Consider the following 18,894-nt stretch of genomic DNA (forward strand, 5'->3'; position numbering starts at 1 on the left):
CGCCTGGGCGCTGCACGCCGGCGGCGAGCAGACGAAGGGTCTCCATGTCCACGTTCCCCCTGACCTCCACCTCCACCTCCACCTCCCCGCACCCGTCCCCCTCCGGCGGCGGGAGGGCCCGCCGCCGCACCGCCGCCGCGGTCGCCGCCGGTCTGGCGCTCGCCCTGGCCCTGCCCGCCACCGCCCTCGGCGCACCCGGCGACCTCGATCCGAGCTTCGACGGCGACGGCAAGGTCGTCACCGACTTCGGGGGCGGCGGCTACGACGAGAGCCGCGGCATGGTGATCCAGGCCGACGGCAAGATCGTCACCGTCGGCACCACCGTCCCCGCGGCCGGGGGCTACTCCGACATGGCGCTGGCCCGCTACAACCCCGACGGCAGCCTGGACCCCACCTTCAACGGTGACGGAGACAACGACGGCAGGATCCAGACCGACCTGCGCGGCGGCGACGACGTGGCCGACGCGGTGGCGGTCCAGCCGGACGGAAAGCTCGTCGTGGCCGGCTACAGCTCGGAACCCGACGCCGCCGGGTCGTTCACGGTCGTCCGCTTCAACCCGGACGGCAGTCTCGACAGCACCTTCGACGGCGACGGCTTCACCTTCACCGATTTCGGCACCACGGGCCCCCAGGAGGCCTTCGGGATCGCGATCCAGCCCGGCGGCGCCATCGTGGCCGCGGGCGAGAGCGGCACCGACATCGCCGTGGCCCGCTACAACGCCGCCGACGGCAGCCCGGACACCACCTTCGACGGCGACGGCAAGGTGACGACCGGCTTCCCCGGCGGCTCCGCGAGCGCGTACGACGTGACGCTCCAGTCCGACAACAAGATCGTCGTCGCGGGCCGCTCCGGCTACAACTACCCGTCCGAGGACTCCGACTTCGCCCTGGCCCGGTACAACCCGAACGGCAGCCTCGACACCACCTTCGACGGCGACGGCCGGGTCACCACCGGCTTCGGCGGACCCGACGTGGCGGGCGGGGTCAAGGTCCAGCCCGACGGGAAGATCGTGACGGCGGGCTACGCCACCTTCGACTTCGCGCTGGCCCGCTACAACCCGAACGGCAGCCCGGACACCTCCTTCGACGGCGACGGCAGGCTCACCACCGACTTCGGCGCCAACACCCTGGACCGGGCCACCGACCTGGCCCTCCAGCCCGACGGCAGGATCGTCGCCGCAGGCGTCAGCGAGGCCGACTTCGGTGTGGCCCGCTACAACGCCAACGGCTCCCTCGACACCGGCTTCGGCACCGGCGGCAAGGTCCACACCGACGTCTCCTTCGGCTACTACGACACCGCCAACGCGGTGGCCCCGCAGTCCGACGGGAAGATCGTCGTCTCCGGCAACACCGGCGACGACCGGGGCCTCGTCCGCTACCAGGCGACCACGCCGCCGCCCCCGCCCGGGGTCGACCTCGCCGTCACCAAGACCGGCCCCGCCACCGTCAGCATCGGCGACCAGGCCACGTACACCGTGACGGTCACCAACACGAGCACCACCACGACGGCCACGGGCGTCACCCTGGCCGACACCCTCACCGGCCCGGGCTCCCTCCTGTCCGCCACCCCCGCCCAGGGCACCTGCACCCTCACCGCCACCACCGCCAACTGCACCCTCGGCACCCTCGCCCCCGGCGCCCAGACCACCGTCAGGTTCACCGCCGAACCCCGCGCCACCGGCACCCTCTCGGACCGGGCCACCGCCTCCGCCACCCAGCCCGACCCGGCGACCGCCAACAACACGGCGACGGCCACCAGCACCGCCAACAACGCCCACGGCTGCACGATCATCGGCACCAGCGGCGCCGACACCCTCGACGGCGGCTTCGGCAACGACGTCATCTGCGCCCTCAGCGGCAACGACACCGTCCGGGCGAGCTACGGCAACGACACCGTCTACGCCGGCCCCGGCAACGACAACGTCGACGGCGGCTACGGCGACGACCTCCTCGTCGGCGGCCCGGGCAGCGACACCCTGACCGGCTCCTACGGCAACGACCGCCTCGACACCGTCGACGGCGTCTCCGGCAACGACCGCGCCGACGGCGGCTTCAACACCGACACCTGCACCACCGACCCGGGCGACACCCGCATCAGCTGCCCCTGACGGGACGGAGACCGGTCAGGATTCGAGAAGCACGGTGTGGTCGGCGGCTCCTAGCCTTCTTCTCACGGGGAAATCCCCCCGAGCACCGACCACCGACCACACCACCAGGAGCAGCACATGAAGGCGCACGTCAGCTCGATCCTCCTCGGCGTCCGGGACATGGAAGCCTCCAAGCGCTTCTACACCGAGGGCCTCGGCTGGAAGATCCGGAACGACTTCGGCATCTCGGTGTTCTTCGAGTCGGACGGCGCCTCGCCCGTCGGCTTCTACGGGCGTGAGGGCCTGGCCGCCCAGGTGGGCACCGACCAGGAGGGCAGCGGCTTCAGCGGGCTGGTCCTGACCTACGTCGTGCGCAGCGAGGCCCGGGTCGAAGAGGTCATGGAGGAGGCCCGGCAGGCCGGGGCCAAGATCCTCAAGCCTGCCGGCGCCCTCCCGTGGGGCGGGTACGGCGGAACCTTCGCCGACCCGGACGGCTACATCTGGAGCCTCGCCTACAGCGCCCAGGGCGCCGACCAGCCGTACGCCGAATAGGGCGGGGCCGTCACCCGGCGGCCACACCCCACCGGTTGAGGGTCTGCGCCCCGGCGTCGTAGGTCAGCCACGTGCCGTCGCCGAGCGGGCGGACGTACCCGGGCACGGTGCCGTCCGGGTAGCCGACCCGGCCGCGTATCCCCAGGGTGTGGGCGTCGAGCAGCCAGTGCGAGGTCTCCTCCTCGCCGCTCTCCTCGCCCGTCCCGGCGATGACGGTGGCGGCGTCGACGAAGCCGCAGCCGTAGTCCCAGCACGGCTGGTCCTCGAACTCGTCCTCCTCCGGCTCCGCCACCGCGAGGACATCGCCGTCCAGGGCGTGCAGGCGCAGGTCGGCGCCGTAGTGCTCGACGGTGAGGAAGCCGGGGTGGCCCGGGTGGACGTCGGTCAGGATCCGGTCCGCGGTCTCGTTGAGGTCCCACTCGGTCAGCTTCTCGCCGTCCCACCGCGCCCAGTACAGCAGGATGCCGTCCTGGCCCATGCCGATGGACAGGCCCATGTGGATCCCGTCCGGGTGGGACACGTGGTGCGAGCCGGCCGCGGCGCTGTCGTCCAGCGGCAGCCGGGCCAGCTCCTGCCCGTCGGCGGAGTCCAGGACGACCCAGTACTCCAGCTCCTCGTGCACGACGTGCGCCCAGACGGTCCGCCCGTCGTCCGAGACCCGGCAGGACCCGTGCTCCAGCCCACGGCACACCTCCTGCTCGTCCCCGCTGTGGGAATGCCCCGACTCCGGCCCCCAGCAGCCGTGCCGGTACTCCCAGAGCGCCTCCCCGCCCACCCCGACGGCCCGCACGGCCCGCTGCCCGGAGAACACGGCGAACCCCCCGTCGGGACTCACGGAGTCGACCCCCCGGTCCCACCCCGGCCAAGGCGCCGAAAAGACGGCGGCCGGCGCCAACTCCCCGCCCAGCAGCTCGTCAAGGTCGTAGACCTCCACCTCCTCCCCGTTCCGCAGCAAGGCCCGCCGCGCCCCACCACACCGCCCCTCGAACCCGAACCCATCAACGAGCCCGCCCCCACCCACCAGCCCGACCGAGCCCCGCAACTCCGCATTGATCGCCATACCCCGACGCTAACCCCCGCCTCTGACATCCTGGCCCGTGAGCGCCGTGGGCAGGGCGCGCGGCGGCATCAGACGGGCGGCAGGGACTTCCGGCGGGCTTCCTCAATTGCTTCCGGGTGGTAGGTCAGTGCGTCGGAGCTGACGGAGTAGGGTTCGTCCCACCACACAGGGACAAACCCGTCCATGTAATGTTCGAAAGTGCGGCAATGGCTGCACCATTCCCACGCCCGTCCGTGCCCTGAGTAGTCGACGCCCAGAATGGTTTTCGGCTTTGCGAAGTCGAGGCGAAACCATCGATGAAGTGTCTGACGTCCGCATGAGGGGCATGGAGATGTCAGGTCGGCGCCGACCGGTTCCTCGTTAAAGGCCTTACGCCAGGACGGGTGCAGCTCTCCATCGGTCTCGTGCCAAGTACCTTCGGTGATCATCTGTTCCCTGCAATCCAGTCTTCCAGCGCGTTGCCGGATCCGTATGGCGTGCCGTCGGCCATAGAGCCCGCGTCTCCGTGAACTTCCCCTTCGAAGCTTCCATGATTTTTGAGGAGATACCTGGCGTGACTCAGTTCATGAGCTATTGTATTGGCCGCAGTGGCGTCGTCGGTGATTCCCGCTGGCCCGATGCGGATTGTCAGGCCCTTCTCGATCTCCCGTGTCACTCCGAGGCTGTTGATCGCAGGATCGAATATCACCTGGATTTCCTGCCCTGACCCACGCAGATTGATTCCGTATTTGTTCGCCACGTCGCGCAGGTATGTGTCCTTGTCGAGTGAGTTTTCCAGAGTGCGTTCGACAGGAGCTTGTTCTACACCCGCACGGGATTTTTCCGTGGGCGAGCACGGACTGAGGCCCAGGGGGTCAGACCAAGTCTGGGGGTTGGCTACGTAGGCCGCCGGGTTCGGGGCCGGGGCCAGGCCCAAGGGGTCTGGGGAGAGGTAGCGGGCCGTTTCGGGGTCGTAGGTGCGGAAGTAGTCGTGGTGGAGGCCGGATTCCGGGTCGTAGTACTGGCCCGGGAAGCGGAGTGGGGTGTAGGCCGTCGCCGTGCGGTTCCAGGTTGTGGTGCCCCACAGGGTGGTGCGGGTGTGCCACGCCGTGGTGCCGTCCTCGGCCACCAGGTGGGTGGGGGTGCCGATCAGGTCGGTGACGATCGAGAAGAAGCGGTCGTCGATCTCCGGCTGGTCGATGCGTTCCGTCTGGGTGACGGGGTGCAGGCCCTGGTGGGTCCAGGTCAGGGTGACCTGGCCGGTGGTCTCCTCGCAGAGGGTCGTGCCGTCCCAGGTGAAGAGGGTTTCCTCCGCGACCTCGCCGGAGGCGGCAAGGCGTTGTTTGGACGTGCGGCGGCCCAGGGGGTCGTACGTGTAGCGCCAGCGGGTGCCGTCGGGGGTGATGACGGCCGTCAGCCGGTCCTCCGCGTTCCACTCGTAGCGCCAGGTGTCCGGCTTGCGGGAGAGGCGGGTCTTCTGGCGGAGGGTGGTGCGGCCCAGGGCGTCGTGTTCGTAGCGGATCGAGCCGGCTTGGGTGATGCGGGTGCCGGTGTAGGTGCGCGGGCCCTGCGCTTCCGCGCCGGGGTGCCGGGTCGGCCAGGTGGCGTTCGTCTGGTTGCCGGCCTCGTCGTACGCGTAGCGCTCCGACCAGTTCGCTGCGTCCACGGCCGTGACGCGGGCCGCCGCGTCCAGGGTGAAGGTGCGGGGGCCGGTGAGGGAGTCGTCGATGCCGGTCAGGTAGCCGTCGGCGCGGTAGCTGTAGCCGCGCCGCTGGAGGGTCCGGCCGTCCTCGCCGACGACGGACTGGGCGGTGCGGCGGCCCGTCACGTCGTACTCGTGGGTGAGGGAGAGGGACCGGCCCAGTGTGCGGGTCAGTTCCTGGCCCGCCGCGTCGCGCTCGAAGGTCAGGGTGCGGCCCGCCGTGGTGAGGGAGGTGCGGCGGCCCGCCGCGTCGTACGTCCAGCGGGACAGAGAGCCGGAGGGGGTCGTCCGGGTGGTGCGGCGGCCCAGGGTGTCGTGGCCGTAGGTGAGGGTGCGGCCGTTCACCGTCTCCGACAGGAGGCGGCCCGTGGTGGCGTCGCGGAGCCAGGTGGCGGTGGACTCGGGTGAGGTGGCCGCCGCCAGGGCGTCGAAGTCCGTTTCCGAGGCGAGTCGGCCGGCCGGGTCGTAGGTGTAGTGCCAGGTGAGGCCCTGGGGGTTGGTGACACCGGTGAGGCGGAGCTGGGTGTCGTGGGTGAAGGTGTGGCGGGTGCCGTCGGGGCCCGTGCGGGCCGTGAGCAGGTCGAAGTCTCCGTATTCGGAGACCGTCACGCCACCGATCTCGTCCGTGTGGGTCAGGCAGTTGCCCTCGCCGTCGTAGGTCCAGGACTCCTGCGTGCCGTCGGCGTGCACGCGGTGCAGGAGGCGGCCCTCGACGCTCCAGGTGAGACGGGTGGTGCGGCCCAGGGGGTCGGTGACGCGGACCGGGCGGCCGAACGCGTCGCGCTCGTAGCTGGTCGTGCCGCCCAGGGGGTCGGTTACCGAGAGGGGCAGGCCGGCCGCGTCGCAGCGGACGGTGGTCGTGTGGCCGAGGGCGTCCGTGATCGATGACGGGTGGTTGCGGGCGTCGTAGGTGAAGCGGGTGACCGTGCCGTCCGGGGCGGTCGTCGAGGTGCGGTTGCCGGCGGCGTCGTACGTGGTGAGGAAGGTGAGCCCGTCCGGCCGGGTCACCTTCACCGGCAGGCCCAGGGCGTTGTACTCCGCCCGCGTCTCGCGACCGTCCGGTCGGACGACGCCGGTCAGCCGGCCGTCCTCGTCGTAGGTGAAACGGGTCGTGTGCCCGAGGGGGTCCGTGCGGGTCAGGAGGCGGTTGTGGCCGTCGTACGTGGACTGCGTCGTCGCGCCGGCGGGGTCGGTCTCCGCCGTGATCCGGGCCCGGTCGTCGACCAGGAAGCGGGTGGTGTGGCCGAGGGAGTCGGTGAGGGTGGTGCGGCCCGGCTCGTACGCGAACCGGACGTCGAGGCGGCCGTTGGCGCCCGACTGGGCGACGCAGCGGTGCTGCTCGTCGTAGACGTACGCGAAGTGCCGGTCGTTGGTGTCGGTCCAGGAGGTGATCCGGCCGAGGTCGTCGTAGCCGAAACGCAGGGGGCGGCCGGAGGAGTTGGTGACCGAGGTGAGGTGGCCGTCGGTGTAGCCGTACCGGAGGACCTCCGTGCCGTCGCCGAGGGACAGGGACGTGATCCGGCCCCCGGAGCGGCTCAGGCGCAGCTCGTGGCCGCCGCTGTGGGTGAGGGCGGTGGGCGCGCCGGACTCGTCGTAGGTGAACGTGATCCAGGCGCCGGAGCGGTCCTCGAGCTGGAGGAGGGCGCCGTCGCCGTCGAAGTGGCGGGCCTGGCCGGACTCGGGGTCCGTGACGGTGTAGCCGCCGTCCGCGTCGAGGGTCAGCGGCCAGCGCTGGCCGAGGGCGGGCAGTACCGGGATGCCGGGCTCGGGGTGCGGGTAGGCGAGCAGGCTGCCGTCCTCGCGGACGAGGACCAGGCCTTCGTCGTCGCGTTCCAGCCGCTGGTCGATCGTGGACGCCCACGTCGGGCCGAACCAGCGGCCCGCCCGGTACGAGGACTCGAAGGTCCGGGTGAAGACGAGGGGCAGCGCGCCCGGGAGGACCAGGTCGGTCTGGGGGAGGACCATGCGGCCCGTCGCCACGTCGACCGGGTCCTCGCGGCACACCTTCTCGCCCTGGGAACGGGCCGCGGCCTCCGGCTCCGCCTGCTGCGCGGCCCGGGCCTCCTTGGAGGCGGCTTTCCCGGCGGACTCCTCCGCCACCCGGGCACCGGCGCGTGCGCCCGTCCTCGCCGCTCCGCCGAAGCCCTCCGTGCCGAGGAGTTCGGGCAGGAGGCGGCCGGTTCCTTCGGCGAAGTCCTCGCGGAAGGGTTCGACGACGGCGGCGGCGACGCGGTCCGGGTGGGCGGGGGCGGCGACCAGCCCCGCCAGCGTCATGCTGGCGTTCTGCTGGTACTCCGCGGGGTGGGTGAGGTTGTAGGTGTCGAACGGCGTGATCCCGCGCAGGAAGTTGACCACCCCGGCGGTGCCCTTGACGACCCCTCCGCTGAGGTGGGTCATTTCCGTGTTGCCGATGGCGGCCGCGTCGAGGGCCAGGGCCATGGCCTGCTCGTGGGACGCCGGCCTGGCCGGCGCGTGTTCCAGCGCCGCCGTCAGGGCCTTTCCCGCGTCGGCGGCGGCGTCGTCGCGCTGGCGGCGGGCCTCCGTGAGGAGCTCCGGGGCCCGCTTGGCCTCGGCGGCGCCCGCGTTGTCGGGCTTGGTGGGCACCGGCCCGGGGTTCTTTCCGGCGAGGGCGGTGGCGTTGTAGGTGTCGACGGCCTTGGCGTACGCGTTGGCGGCGTCCTGGTGGACCTTGAGCGCCGTCTTGTGGAGCACGATCGCCTGCAGGGCCTGCTTCTGCGCCCACTCGACCGTGTCGGCGTACCGGGTCAGCGCGTCCCCCGCCTTCTGGCAGGCGTCGGCCGCGTGCAGCCACTGCGCCGGGTGCATGGCGAAGGCCTTGCGGAACGCGTCGGCCGCGGCGCCCTTCCAACTGCCGGCGTCCAGTGCCTTCATGCCCTGGCCGACCCGGTCGAAGGCGGCCTGGAAGTCCTTCATGTGCGCCGCGCAGGCACGGATGTCGGCCGGAGAGCCGTGGACCAGCTCGTCGGCCTGCTCGGTCTGACCCAGCTGCTGTTCCGCGACGGACGCGCCGAGGTGGGAGGCGAGGCTGTCGCCGGCGTCCTCGATGCCGTCGGCCCAGCGGTCCTGGCCGACCTTGTGGAGGATGCCGCCGATTTCGTCGGTGGCCTTGTCGATGCCCTCGCCGGCCTTCTTCTTCGCGGCGGTCCAGGTGTGTTCCAGCTTGTCCAGGCCCTTGTCGGCCAGTGCTCCCCAGTCCGTCACCGGTGTTCACCGCCGTCGGCCTGGTCCTGGTCGTGGTTGAGGTCGACGAGCTTCCCGTGGACGTTGTGGTTGAGGTCGTCCCAGGTCTGCTGCCACGCCTGGTCGGTGTTCCGCGCGGACTCGAGGGTGGATTCCGCGCTGTAGTCGGCGTCCCGGAGGTTCGTGTACGGGTTGGTGGCCAGGATCTGGCCCCAGTCCTTGTCCATGACCTCCCGCTCGGTCGCGTACGGGCTGCCTCCGAGGACGGAGTTGGCCAGCACCTTGAAGCCGCCCTGGAAAAAACGCCGTCCACGGGGCAACGGGTGAAACCGGCCATCGGGCACGCGACAGGGGGTGCCGGGCGCTGGCCTGGCACCCCCTGGTGGGGTTGGGTGGGGGTGGTCAGCCCTTGCTGACCGCTGTCAGGATTTCGGGGAGTTTGCGGGAGACCGTTGGGGCGGCCAGGCGCAGGCCCGTCCAGGCGGCCAGGGTGCCCCAGGCGATGCCTGCCGGAAGGGCGAGCCAGGACAGGGTGGCGGGGTCGTCGGCGAAGAAGCTGATGTAGACCGCCAGGGCGATCACGGGGGCGCTGAGCACCGCCGAGGTGAGCATGCCGCCGAAGATGCCCAACCAGGCCAGGCCCGCCTGGCCCGGGACGACGTTCTTGAAGGCGCCCTCCGTCGGGATGGAGTACGGGAAGTGCGCCGAGGCCAGCGCGCCCGTGCACAGCATCGCGCCCAGCAGGCCCAGCCCCAGGCCCAGTGCGGCCGGGAACCGCGTCCAGTCGCCGACCAGCGCGGCCGTGACGACCGTGACGAGGACGGTGTACGGGACGGTGACCAGGGCCAGGGCGTAGGCCCGGGCGCGGAGTTCGACGAACGCCTCGCGCGGCGAGGAGATGGTCTGGGCGACCATCCAGAAGGCGGAGGTGTCCTGCCCGAACTGGTTGTACATCTGGACGCCGAGCATCCCCGCGCCGAAGCAGGCGAGGTAGACGGAGCCGGAGCCCTGGACGGCGTTGAAGACGGGGATGATCACGCCGACGGCCAGCGCCGACACCCACGCCGACTTCGTCTTCGGGTCGCGGACCACGTAGCGCAGGGTGCGCTGCATCGCCGCGCCCGTGCGGCCGTCGGGGAGGAGGGTCCAGGCGCCGCCCGAACCGCGTTCCTTCTCCGGCGTGGCCGCCGCGAGGGTGGAGCCGTCCGGGGTGACCATCAGCCGGGTCAGGCTGCGCTCCCAGAACCGCAGGAGGAGGCCGAGGGCGGCCAGGGTGAGGGCCAGTTGGGCGGCGGCCTGCGCGTAGGCGCCGCGGCTCGCGGAGTCGACCATGCCGACCGCCGTCGCCGGCGGCAGCCAGCGGACGACCGCCTCGACCGGCTCCAGCGCCGTGAGCCCGCCGGCCTGGAACAGGCGCTGGCTGGCGAAGTTGACCAGCTGTGCGCCGATCGCGATCAGCAGGCCGCTGAGGAGGGCCAGGTCGCGGCCCTTGCGGCTGGTCAGCAGCCGGACGTTGGCCGTGGCCACGGCCCGGGCCAGGGCCACGCAGCCGAGCAGCAGGAGCGGCGCGCCGAGTACGGCCGCCACCACCCCCGCCGCGCCGTGCGCCACCGCGGCCACCGCGCCGACGGCCAGGCAGAGGGTGAACAGCGGGCCGATGCCGACCAGGGAGGAGGCCAGCAGGGCCCGTACGAGGGGACGCGGGCGCAGCGGCAGCATCACCAGCCGGCTCGGGTCGAGGGTCTCGTCGGCGGTGGGGAAGAACAGCGGCATCACGGTCCAGGCCAGCGCGAGGATCGCGCCCATCAGGACGACGGCGGTGCCGGCGTGGGCGTGGCCGTGCAGCAGCGCCAGGCCCAGGGTGGCGAGTACGGAGAAGGCCAGGGAGATCGCCAGGCTGGTGATCCAGACGGCCTTGCGCTTGGAGGAGCCCTTCAGCCCGTTGCGCATCAGCGAGAGCTTGAGGCGGACGAACAGGGGGGTGAGGGAGGCCTCGGCCGTGGCGGCGCTCATCGGGCGCCGCCGAGCCAGTCGAGGGAGTCGCCGGAGGCGTGGTCGCGGGCGCCGACGAGTTCGAGGAAGGCGTTCTGCAGGGAGGGCGCGGACCCCCGTACCTCGGCCAGCGGGCCGGCGGCGCGGATCTGGCCGGCCGCCATGACGGCCACCCAGTCGCAGAGCGATTCGACGAGCTCCATCACGTGGGAGGAGAAGACGACGGTGGCACCGGACGCGGTGTAACGTTCCAGCACTCCGCGGATGGTCTGCGCCGACACCGGGTCGACGCCCTCGAACGGCTCGTCCAGGAACAGGACTTCCGGGTTGTGCAGCAGCGCGGCCGCCAGACCGATCTTCTTGCGCATGCCCGTGGAGTAGTCGACGACGAGCTTGTGCTGCGAGCCCGCCAGGTCCAGGACGTCCAGCAGCTGGGTGGCCCGCTTGTCCGTCTCCGCGCCCGGCAGTCCGCGCATGCGGCCCATGTAGCCGAGGAGTTCACGGCCCGAGAGGCGCTCGAACATGCGCAGGCCCTCGGGCAGTACCCCGATGCGCTTCTTCACCTCGACCGGGTCGGCCCACACGTCGTGCCCGGCGACCGTGACCCGGCCCATGTCCGGGCGCAGCAGGCCCGTCACCATCGACAGCGTGGTGGTCTTGCCGGCGCCGTTCGGGCCGACGAGGCCGATGAAACGGCCGGCCGGCAGCTCCAGGTCGATCCCGCCGACGGCCACCTGCTCGCCGAAACGCTTCCACAGTCCTTCCACCCGCACGGCGACCCCGGCCGCCGCGGGGCGCGCGCCGTCCGTCCCGCCCGAACCGCCCGTCCCGCCCGTACCCGTACCGCTACCGCCCGCCGCATAACCCTGGTCCGGCATGCGCCTGCCTCTCGTTCTCATCCCCGTGGTCGTACTTTTTCCACCATAGGAGGAGGGGGAGAGGGCGCAGCAGTTACGAATGTCATGAAGTGGCGGCCACGTATGTCAGGGGGCGGCGCCGTCCCCCGGGCCTTGCGGCGGCCCCGGGCTACGCCTTGCGGCGGCCCCGGGCTACGCCTTGCGGCGGCCCCGGGCGGCGGCCGCCTCGCTGCCGCACGCGTACGCGAGGGCGTCGATCAGCTCCTCGGTGTCGGGCAGCCAGCGGTTCGCCGGGGTGGGCTTGCGGGCCCACTGCACCGGGCCCTTGCCGCCGTAGCGGGTCGGCGGCGCCGCCACGTACTCGCCCTCGCCGCGCGTGGTCAGGTCGAGGGCGTGCGGCAGCCAGCCCAGCTTGCGCACCAGGTCCGGCACCTTCGCCCCGGCGCCCGGCAGCACGAAGAACAGCATCCGGTGGTCGGGGGTGAGGGTGACCGGGCCGAGGGTGCGCTGCATGCGCTCCAGCCGGGCCAGGGCGAGGAAGCCGGCGGAGTCCGGCACGTCCAGGGCGTCGAAGGTGCGGCCCGTCGGCAGCAGGATGGACGCGCCCGGGTGCTTGCCCCAGATCCGCCGCACCCCCACCGCGCTGCCCGAGGCCAGGGAGCGCCAGTCCTTCACCGCCGGGTGCGCGCCGGGTGCCGGGCAGTCGGCGACCCCGCAGGAGCACACCTCGCGGCCGTCGCCGGGCTCCAGCCAGGTACCGGCGAAGACGTCCCAGTGCCGCTCTTCCACGTACCGCACCGCATGGTCGAGCAGCAGCTCGCCGCGCTGCTGGGGGATGGGTGCGGTCTCCGTGACTCCGATGGTCTCTTCCACGTGCAGCACAACTCCCGGCGTCACCCGGGGTTACGGGGATAAACGCGCGGGCCGGCGGTGCATCGATCCTGCACGCGGGGCGCACGGGTGCACGCGCGGGGGCGCGTAGGAGGCCGGGGCGCGGCCGATGGGTAACGACACGTCGCAGAGAGGAAGATTCTCCGCACTTCAGGCGGGAAGTGATCATTCCAACGATCACCCGCGTCTCAGGGGGTTTTCATGGCAGCCAGGCCTCTCGTCGCCCGCCAGCCGAATGAACGGTTGCAGGCGCTCATCCAGGAAGCCGGGTGCTCCAATGCCGGGCTCGCCCGGCGCGTCAACATGTGCGGGGCCGAGCACGGCCTCGATCTCCGCTACGACAAGACCTCCGTGGCCCGCTGGCTGCGCGGCCAGCAGCCGCGCGGCCGGGCGCCCGGCATCATCGCCGAGGCGCTCGGGCGCAAACTCGGCCGGACCGTCACCATCGACGAGATCGGCATGGCCAACGGCAAGAACCTCGCCTCCGGGGTCGGCCTGCAGTTCTCCCCGACCGTCGTCGGCGCCATCGAGCAGGTCTGCGAGCTGTGGCGCAGCGACGTCGGGCGCCGCGACTTCCTGTCCGGGTCGAGCGTGGCCGCCTCCGCGCTCGTCGAGCCCAGCCGCGACTGGCTGATCACCGGGGCCGACCCCCAGGTGGCGCGCACCGGAGGCTCGCGCGTCGGGATGTCCGACGTGGAGGCCGTCCGGGCCACCACGCAGGCGCTGACCGACCTCGACCACCGCTTCGGCAGCGGGCACGTGCGGCCCGTGGTCGTGCACTACCTCAACTCCGTGGTCTCCGGGCTGATCGGCGGCTCCTACCGGGAGCCGGTGGGCCGGGCGCTGTTCGCGGCGGTGGCCCGGCTCACGGAACTCGCCGGGTACATGGCGGTGGACACGGGCCAGCCGGGCCTGGCCCAGCGCTACTACATCCAGGCGCTGCGGCTGGCCCAGGCGGCGGGCGACCGCGCGTACGGGGGCTACGTGCTGGCGGCGTCGATGAGCCACCTCGCGGCCGAGCTGGGCAACCCGAGAGAGATCGCGCAACTGGCGCGGGCCGCGCAGGAGGGCACGCGCGGGCAGGTCACCCCGCGGGTGGAGGCCATGTTCTACGCGGCGGAGGCGCGCGGGCACGCGCTGCTCGGCGACGCCAGGTCCACGGCGGTGCTGTCGGGCCGGGCGGTGACGGCGCTGGAGCGGGCCGAGCCGGAGTCGGGGGACGACCCGGTGTGGATCCGCCACTTCGACCAGGCCTACCTGGCGGACGAGCTCGCGCACTGCCACCGCGACCTCGGCCAGGCCGACGCGGCGGGCCGGCGGGCGGAGGAGGCGTTGCGGGGGCTGCCCGTGACGAAGGCCCGCCGGCGGGCGATCGGCCTGCTGCTGCTGGCGGCGGCGCAGGTGCAGCAGCGGGAGGTCGAGCAGGCCTGCCAGACGGCGACGAAGGCCGCCGAACTGCTGGGGACGCTGCGCTCGCGGCGGGGTGCGGAGTACCTGGACGACTTCCGGGCGCGGCTGGAACCGTACCGGGAGGAACCGGCGGTGCGGGAGTTCGGGGCGAGGCTGGAGGTTCAGGTGGCCTGACGTCGGCACGCCGTGACCGGGTAGCGTGACCCGACGGCTGCGCGGATCCCCCACGGAGCGCGGACGTCGGAGAAGGCGAGAAGGAGTCCCGGTGACGGAGAACGGACAAGGGGGCGTCCCCCAGCCCGGGACGCCACAGGCCGGGCAGCCGTGGGCCGCCCCCGGGTACGGGTTCCCGCCCGCGCAGGACCCGTACGGCACGCCGCAGCCGCCGCAGGGGCAGGGGCAGCCGCAGGGGCACGGCCAGCAGGGCGGTCCGGTCCAGGCCGCCTACGTCCCGCCGCCGGAGCCGGGCGCCCCGGCGTACGGCTACCCCCAGACCGGCCACGCCCCCGGCCCCGACGCCCCGGGCACCCCGGGCTACGGCTACCCGCCGGTGGCGGACGCCCCGACGCAGTACGTCCCGCCGGTGCAGGCGGGCCCGGGTGCGCACGTGGCGCACGCCGCCACGCAGTACCTGCCCCAGGTGGGCGCCGCCGGCCCCCGCGCCCCGTACGCCCCGCCCGCACCTCCCGCACCCCCTGCCCCGATGGGCCCGGGTGCACCGGGAGCCATGCTGGCGGGCGCCGAGACCCAGGCCGTCCCGGCGGTACCGGGCACCCCGGCCGGGGGCCCGCCCCCGTTCGACCTGCCGCACGCGGGCGGTGCCGGGGCTGCGACGCAGTACCTCCCGCCGGCCGCGGCGGGCGGTGTGGCGGATGCCGCCACCCAGTACATTCCGCCCGTGCAGGCGGGCGGCCCGGCTGACGCCGCCACGCAGTACATCCCTCCCGTCCCGGCGGGTGGTGCGGGTGATGCCGCCACCCAGTACATCCCTCCCGTTCCGGCGGGTGGTGCGGGTGATGCCGCCACCCAGTACATCCCTCCCGTTCCGGCGGGCGGCCCGGCTGATGCCGCCACTCAGTACATTCCGCCGGTCCCGACGGATGGTGCGGGCGACGCCGCTACCCAGTACATCCCTCCCGTCCCGGCGGGTGGTGCGGGCGATGCCGCCACGCAGTTCCTGCCGCCGGTTCCGGCGGGCGGTGTGGCGGACGCCGCGACCCAGTACATTCCGCCGGTTCCGGCGGGCGGTGTGGCGGATGCTGCCACGCAGTACATCCCTCCCGTCCCGGCGGGCGGTGCGGCTGACGCCGCGGCCCCGTACGTTCCGCCCGTCCCCGCCGAGCCCGGCGGGGACGGGTACGAGGGGCTGTTCCGGGACGGCGGTGGTGGGGGAGGGGCCGTCGCCGAGCCGGTGGCGCGGCGGACGCCGCCGCCCGCCGCGCCGCAGCGGCGCCGGCCGAAGCCGCAGCCGCAGCCGCCGCAGCAGTTCCAGGCCCCGCCCCCGCCCCCGTCGGCCCCCGCGCGCCGGGTTCCGCCCGCGGTGATCGCCGCCGCGGTGTTCGGGCTGGTCGTGGCCGGGCTCGGGGTGGGGGCGCTGCTGAGCGACGGCAAGGCGCAGAACAACGACCCCGTCGCGACCTCCCCGGGCTCCGGCGGAGCCGCCGCCGACGCCGACGCGCCGGGCGGCTCCGCGCCGGTGGACCCGGCGCGCCCGCAGGCCGTCCAGCTGGACAAGCTGCTCGCGGACGCCAACGACAGCCGGACCGTGGTGATCAAGGCCGTGGACGACATCAAGGACTGCAAGAACCTCGGCCAGGCCGCCCAGGACCTGCGGGACGCGGCCCGTCAGCGCGAGGAGCTGATCACCCGCCTCTCGGACCTGAAGACGGACCTGCTGCCGAACCACGCCCGGCTCTCGGCCGCCCTGACCAAGGCCTGGAACGCCTCGGCGGCCGCCGACAACAGCTACGCGGACTGGGCGGACGCCGCCGGCCACGACAAGGGCGGCTGCAAGGACGGCAAGGCCAAGCAGACCGACGACGCGGCCGACGGCAACAAGTCCAGCGCCGAGGCCACCAAGGCGAAGGAGTCGGCGGCGAACATGTGGAACGCGATCGCCGCCAAGTACGCGCTGACCCGGCGCGACACGACCCAGCTGTAGCTGGGTCAGGCCGAGCGCGGGGCGGACTCCAGGACCGGGGTCATGTCCTGGTCCTTCTCGCCGGGCTGGGCGACGAGCCGGCCCTGCTGGACGACCTGGAAGCTGACCCGGCCGTTCACCAGGCGCGGGAAGCCGGCGACCGCCCGCATGTCCTGGTAGCGCCAGCTCAGGTCCGGGGTGAGGTTGCCGGTGGCGATGCCGGAGGCCTCGTTGAGCGTCCGGGCCACCTTGCGTGCGGTGACCTCCTCGCCCTCCTTGAACTTCTGGACGATCTGGTTGAAGACCGTGTACGCGATCCAGGTGGTCTGGGCCCCGCTGTCGTCGGCCTCGACGGTGTCGTCGCCGAAGGCCTCGTCGCTGATCACCTTCCGCATCGGCGCCCACAGCGGGTCGGTGGACACCGGGTACCAGCTGGTGACGAGCGCGCCCTCGAAGGGGCTCTCCTTGCCGCCGGTGCGGTCGACCAGGGTCTGGCTGACGCTGCCGAGGACGGAGGAGATCTGCGGGTTGCGGTGCGTGGAGTCGGCGCGGCGGAAGGCGTCGAAGAAGGTCTCGGTGCGCTCGCCGAGCACGGCCGTGACACAGCTCTTGGACGCGGACGAGGACGAGGGCGAGGGCGAGGGCGAGGGCGAGGGCTTGGCGGTGGGGGAGGCCGACGGGGAGCCGGACGGGCTCGGGGTGGTCGACGCCTTGGAGCCGCCGCCGCCCGAGCCGCCCGGGGCGGTGTCGGCCAGGGCCTCGCGGGCCTGGGGCATCAGGTCGGCGGCGTCCTCGGCCGCCCGGATGTCGGAGGCTTCCGGGGCGTTGTTGGCCTTCAGCCCCGCGTTCAGCAGCACCGGCATGGTGTCCCCCGCGAGGGTGTCGGGCCGGACCAGGGAGACCTGGGCGCAGGCCTTGCCGAGCTGGTGGCCGGCGCCGGCGAGCAGCGCGGGCTGGCCGCCGTTGACGGGGTAGGACAGGGTGCTCTGGAACTCCTCCGCGGTGACCCCGTAGCCCCCGATGAAGGGGATCCCCTCGGCCTCCAGCGGGGCCATGAAGGCGCGCCCGTACTGGCTGTAGGAGCCGACGACGGCGACCGCCTTCTTGGTGATGGCCTCGCGGGCGCAGTCGGCGGCGCCGGTCGCGGTGTTCTTCTCGTTGCAGGTCAGGACGCGCAGCTTGCGGCCCTTGATGCCACCGTTGGCGTTGATCCAGCGCTCGTACGCCTTGGCCATGCCGGGCATTCCGGGCATGTTGGTGGCTTTGGTTCCCATGGGAGCGAACGTCATGACCGTGAGGGTGTCCCCGGATCCCCCCGAGTTCCCGGGGAGCACCCCACACGCTGTGGTGAGACACGCACCTGTCGCTGCGGCAAGGAGCAGACGGATCAAGGTGGTTGCGCGTCGGCATTTGGTCATGTCCCACGACCATTCCGCCACAGGGGTAACTCGGTGCTGAGGTGTACACAACATCGGGTGACGCCCAGGTGAACGGCCGGGGACGGGGTGGGGATAGGTGCGTCAAGATCGCATTTGTGGGGAACGTACGATCGAAAGCGTGACATTCGCCCAAGGTTCGAAGAACTCTTCCCGCCGCGGCGGCCGCTCCTCCACCATGGGCGGCATGCCCCTCAACGACATGCCGTGGTGGCGCTGGCGCAGCAACGTGCGCTCGGCGCTGCACATGCTCTCCGACCCCGTGTTCCACCAGGAGGTCTGGCTCGCCGGCGCCGCAGGGTACGGGGACGTCACCGACGCCGTGTACCGGCTCGTCGAGGACACCTGGCTCGACAGCTGGTCCGCCGACAAGTACATCGGCACGATCTTCCGCGACGCCCAGGAGGCGGCCCTGGTCGACCTCGCCGTGCTGCGCGTGCTGCGGATCCTGCACCAGGTCGGCCCGGACGCGCCCGTGACCGCCTACCTGGAGGACGCCGCCTGGCCCGACGCGGTACGGGCGGCCCGCGAGGCGCACGTGCGGATGTCCGTCGCGGACGGGGAGGACCCGGACGAGCGGCCGAGCTCCGTGGACGTGCTGAGGATGCTCACGCGCGCGGTGTGACGTGCGCGGTGTGAAAGGCTATGGGGTCATGAGCGACCCGCAGCCCGGGGCCCGGCCCCTGCCCCAGTACGTCCTGACCGTGTCCTGCCCCGACAAGCAGGGCATCGTGCACGCCGTGTCCAGTTACCTGTTCATGACCGGCTGCAACATCGTGGACAGCCAGCAGTTCGGAGACCGGGAGACCGGCCTCTTCTTCATGCGGGTGCACTTCGAGGCCGAGCCGGAGGTCACGCTGGAGAAGCTGCGCGCCAGCTTCGCCGCCATCGGCGACAGCTTCCGGATGGACTGGCAGATCCACCGCTCCGACGAGCGCATGCGGATCGTGCTGATGGTGTCGAAGTTCGGCCACTGCCTGAACGACCTGCTCTTCCGCGCGAGCATCGGCGCGCTGCCGGTGGAGATCGCGGCCGTGGTCTCCAACCACACCGACTTCGCCGAGCTGGTCGGCTCCTACGACATCCCCTTCGTGCACATCCCGGTGACGAAGGACACCAAGGCGGCGGCCGAGGCGCAGCTGCTGGAGCTGGTGCGGGCGGAGAAGGTCGAGCTGGTGGTGCTGGCCCGCTACATGCAGGTGCTGTCGGACACCCTGTGCAAGGAGCTCAGCGGGCGGATCATCAACATCCACCACTCCTTCCTGCCGAGCTTCAAGGGCGCCAAGCCGTACCACCAGGCGCACGCGCGCGGTGTGAAGCTGATCGGCGCGACCGCGCACTACGTGACGGCCGACCTCGACGAGGGGCCGATCATCGAGCAGGAGGTCGAGCGGGTCGGGCACGAGGTCACGCCGGACCAGCTGGTCGCGGTCGGCCGGGACGTGGAGTGCCAGGCGCTGGCGCGGGCCGTCAAGTGGCACAGCGAGCACCGGGTGCTGCTGAACGGCTCCCGCACGGTCGTCTTCGCGTAGCCCCCGCGGGAGGGTCCGGGGGCCCGCCGCCCCCGGGCCCCCGAGCGGGGCGGTG

14 protein-coding genes are annotated in these 18,894 nt (G+C 72.5%); 6 read left to right on the plus strand and 8 right to left on the minus strand.

Annotation, left to right across the window (positions count from 1 at the left end; genetic code table 11):
- Positions 1-44: 44 nt before the first annotated feature.
- Complete coding sequence (locus ACFY0O_RS29410; RefSeq protein ID WP_388952074.1) at positions 45-2,108, plus strand: calcium-binding protein; 2,064 nt, start codon at positions 45-47, stop codon at positions 2,106-2,108.
- A gap of 117 nt (positions 2,109-2,225) precedes the next feature.
- The gene (locus ACFY0O_RS29415; protein ID WP_388952077.1) at positions 2,226-2,639 is read left to right on the plus strand and encodes a VOC family protein; all 414 of its coding nucleotides are present in this window, start codon (positions 2,226-2,228) and stop codon (positions 2,637-2,639) included.
- Positions 2,640-2,649: 10 nt separating this feature from the next.
- On the opposite strand, the gene ACFY0O_RS29420 is transcribed toward ACFY0O_RS29415, so the two are convergent.
- The 7 genes from ACFY0O_RS29420 to ACFY0O_RS29450 all read right to left on the minus strand — a co-directional run bounded on the left by ACFY0O_RS29420 (position 2,650) and on the right by ACFY0O_RS29450 (position 12,303).
- A complete protein-coding gene (locus tag ACFY0O_RS29420; protein WP_388952080.1) occupies positions 2,650-3,699 on the minus strand; it encodes a hypothetical protein in 1,050 nt (349 codons plus the stop codon).
- Positions 3,700-3,767: 68 nt separating this feature from the next.
- Positions 3,768-4,127, minus strand: a complete 360-nt coding sequence (locus tag ACFY0O_RS29425) for a hypothetical protein (RefSeq protein WP_388952082.1) — start codon at positions 4,125-4,127, stop codon at positions 3,768-3,770.
- Entirely contained in the window at positions 4,124-8,602 is a 4,479-nt protein-coding gene (locus ACFY0O_RS29430; protein ID WP_388952084.1) for a putative T7SS-secreted protein, read from the minus strand. Before ACFY0O_RS29430 ends, ACFY0O_RS29425 begins: the two co-directional genes overlap by 4 nt.
- Positions 8,599-8,901 carry a hypothetical protein gene (locus ACFY0O_RS29435; RefSeq protein ID WP_388952086.1) on the minus strand — a complete coding sequence of 101 codons (303 nt, stop codon included), beginning with the start codon at positions 8,899-8,901 and terminating at the stop codon, positions 8,599-8,601. The genes ACFY0O_RS29430 and ACFY0O_RS29435 overlap by 4 nt, the downstream gene beginning before the upstream one ends.
- Positions 8,902-8,983: 82 nt before the next feature.
- Positions 8,984-10,594: a transporter gene (locus ACFY0O_RS29440; protein ID WP_388952088.1), complete on the minus strand. Its 1,611-nt coding sequence runs from the start codon at positions 10,592-10,594 to the stop codon at positions 8,984-8,986.
- Positions 10,591-11,451, minus strand: coding sequence for an ABC transporter ATP-binding protein (locus ACFY0O_RS29445; protein ID WP_388952090.1), 861 nt, complete (start codon positions 11,449-11,451; stop codon positions 10,591-10,593). The genes ACFY0O_RS29440 and ACFY0O_RS29445 overlap by 4 nt, the downstream gene beginning before the upstream one ends.
- A 171-nt stretch (positions 11,452-11,622) precedes the next feature.
- Positions 11,623-12,303 carry a bifunctional DNA primase/polymerase gene (locus tag ACFY0O_RS29450; protein ID WP_388952093.1) on the minus strand — a complete coding sequence of 227 codons (681 nt, stop codon included), beginning with the start codon at positions 12,301-12,303 and terminating at the stop codon, positions 11,623-11,625.
- A gap of 219 nt (positions 12,304-12,522) precedes the next feature.
- Between ACFY0O_RS29450 and ACFY0O_RS29455 the strand changes: the two genes are divergently transcribed.
- Together ACFY0O_RS29455 and ACFY0O_RS29460 are read left to right on the plus strand one after the other, a co-directional pair.
- Positions 12,523-13,905, plus strand: a complete 1,383-nt coding sequence (locus ACFY0O_RS29455) for a transcriptional regulator (RefSeq protein WP_388952095.1) — start codon at positions 12,523-12,525, stop codon at positions 13,903-13,905.
- 91 nt (positions 13,906-13,996) lie between these two features.
- Positions 13,997-15,892 carry a hypothetical protein gene (locus tag ACFY0O_RS29460; protein WP_388952097.1) on the plus strand — a complete coding sequence of 632 codons (1,896 nt, stop codon included), beginning with the start codon at positions 13,997-13,999 and terminating at the stop codon, positions 15,890-15,892.
- 5 nt (positions 15,893-15,897) lie between these two features.
- Here the strand turns inward: ACFY0O_RS29460 and ACFY0O_RS29465 are convergent, their stop codons facing one another.
- Positions 15,898-17,289: an ABC transporter substrate-binding protein gene (locus tag ACFY0O_RS29465; protein ID WP_388952099.1), complete on the minus strand. Its 1,392-nt coding sequence runs from the start codon at positions 17,287-17,289 to the stop codon at positions 15,898-15,900.
- Positions 17,290-17,485: 196 nt separating this feature from the next.
- Between ACFY0O_RS29465 and ACFY0O_RS29470 the strand changes: the two genes are divergently transcribed.
- Both ACFY0O_RS29470 and purU read left to right on the plus strand, forming a co-directional pair.
- Positions 17,486-17,932 (plus strand): hypothetical protein, encoded by a 447-nt coding sequence (locus ACFY0O_RS29470; protein ID WP_358898822.1) that lies wholly within the window; start codon positions 17,486-17,488, stop codon positions 17,930-17,932.
- Between the two features lie 28 nt (positions 17,933-17,960).
- Positions 17,961-18,839, plus strand: a complete 879-nt coding sequence (purU, locus tag ACFY0O_RS29475) for a formyltetrahydrofolate deformylase (RefSeq protein ID WP_358898791.1) — start codon at positions 17,961-17,963, stop codon at positions 18,837-18,839.
- Positions 18,840-18,894: the final 55 nt, after the last annotated feature.

It is taken from the genome of Streptomyces sp. NPDC001594 (assembly GCF_042893675.1).
GTDB lineage: Bacteria > Actinomycetota > Actinomycetes > Streptomycetales > Streptomycetaceae > Streptomyces.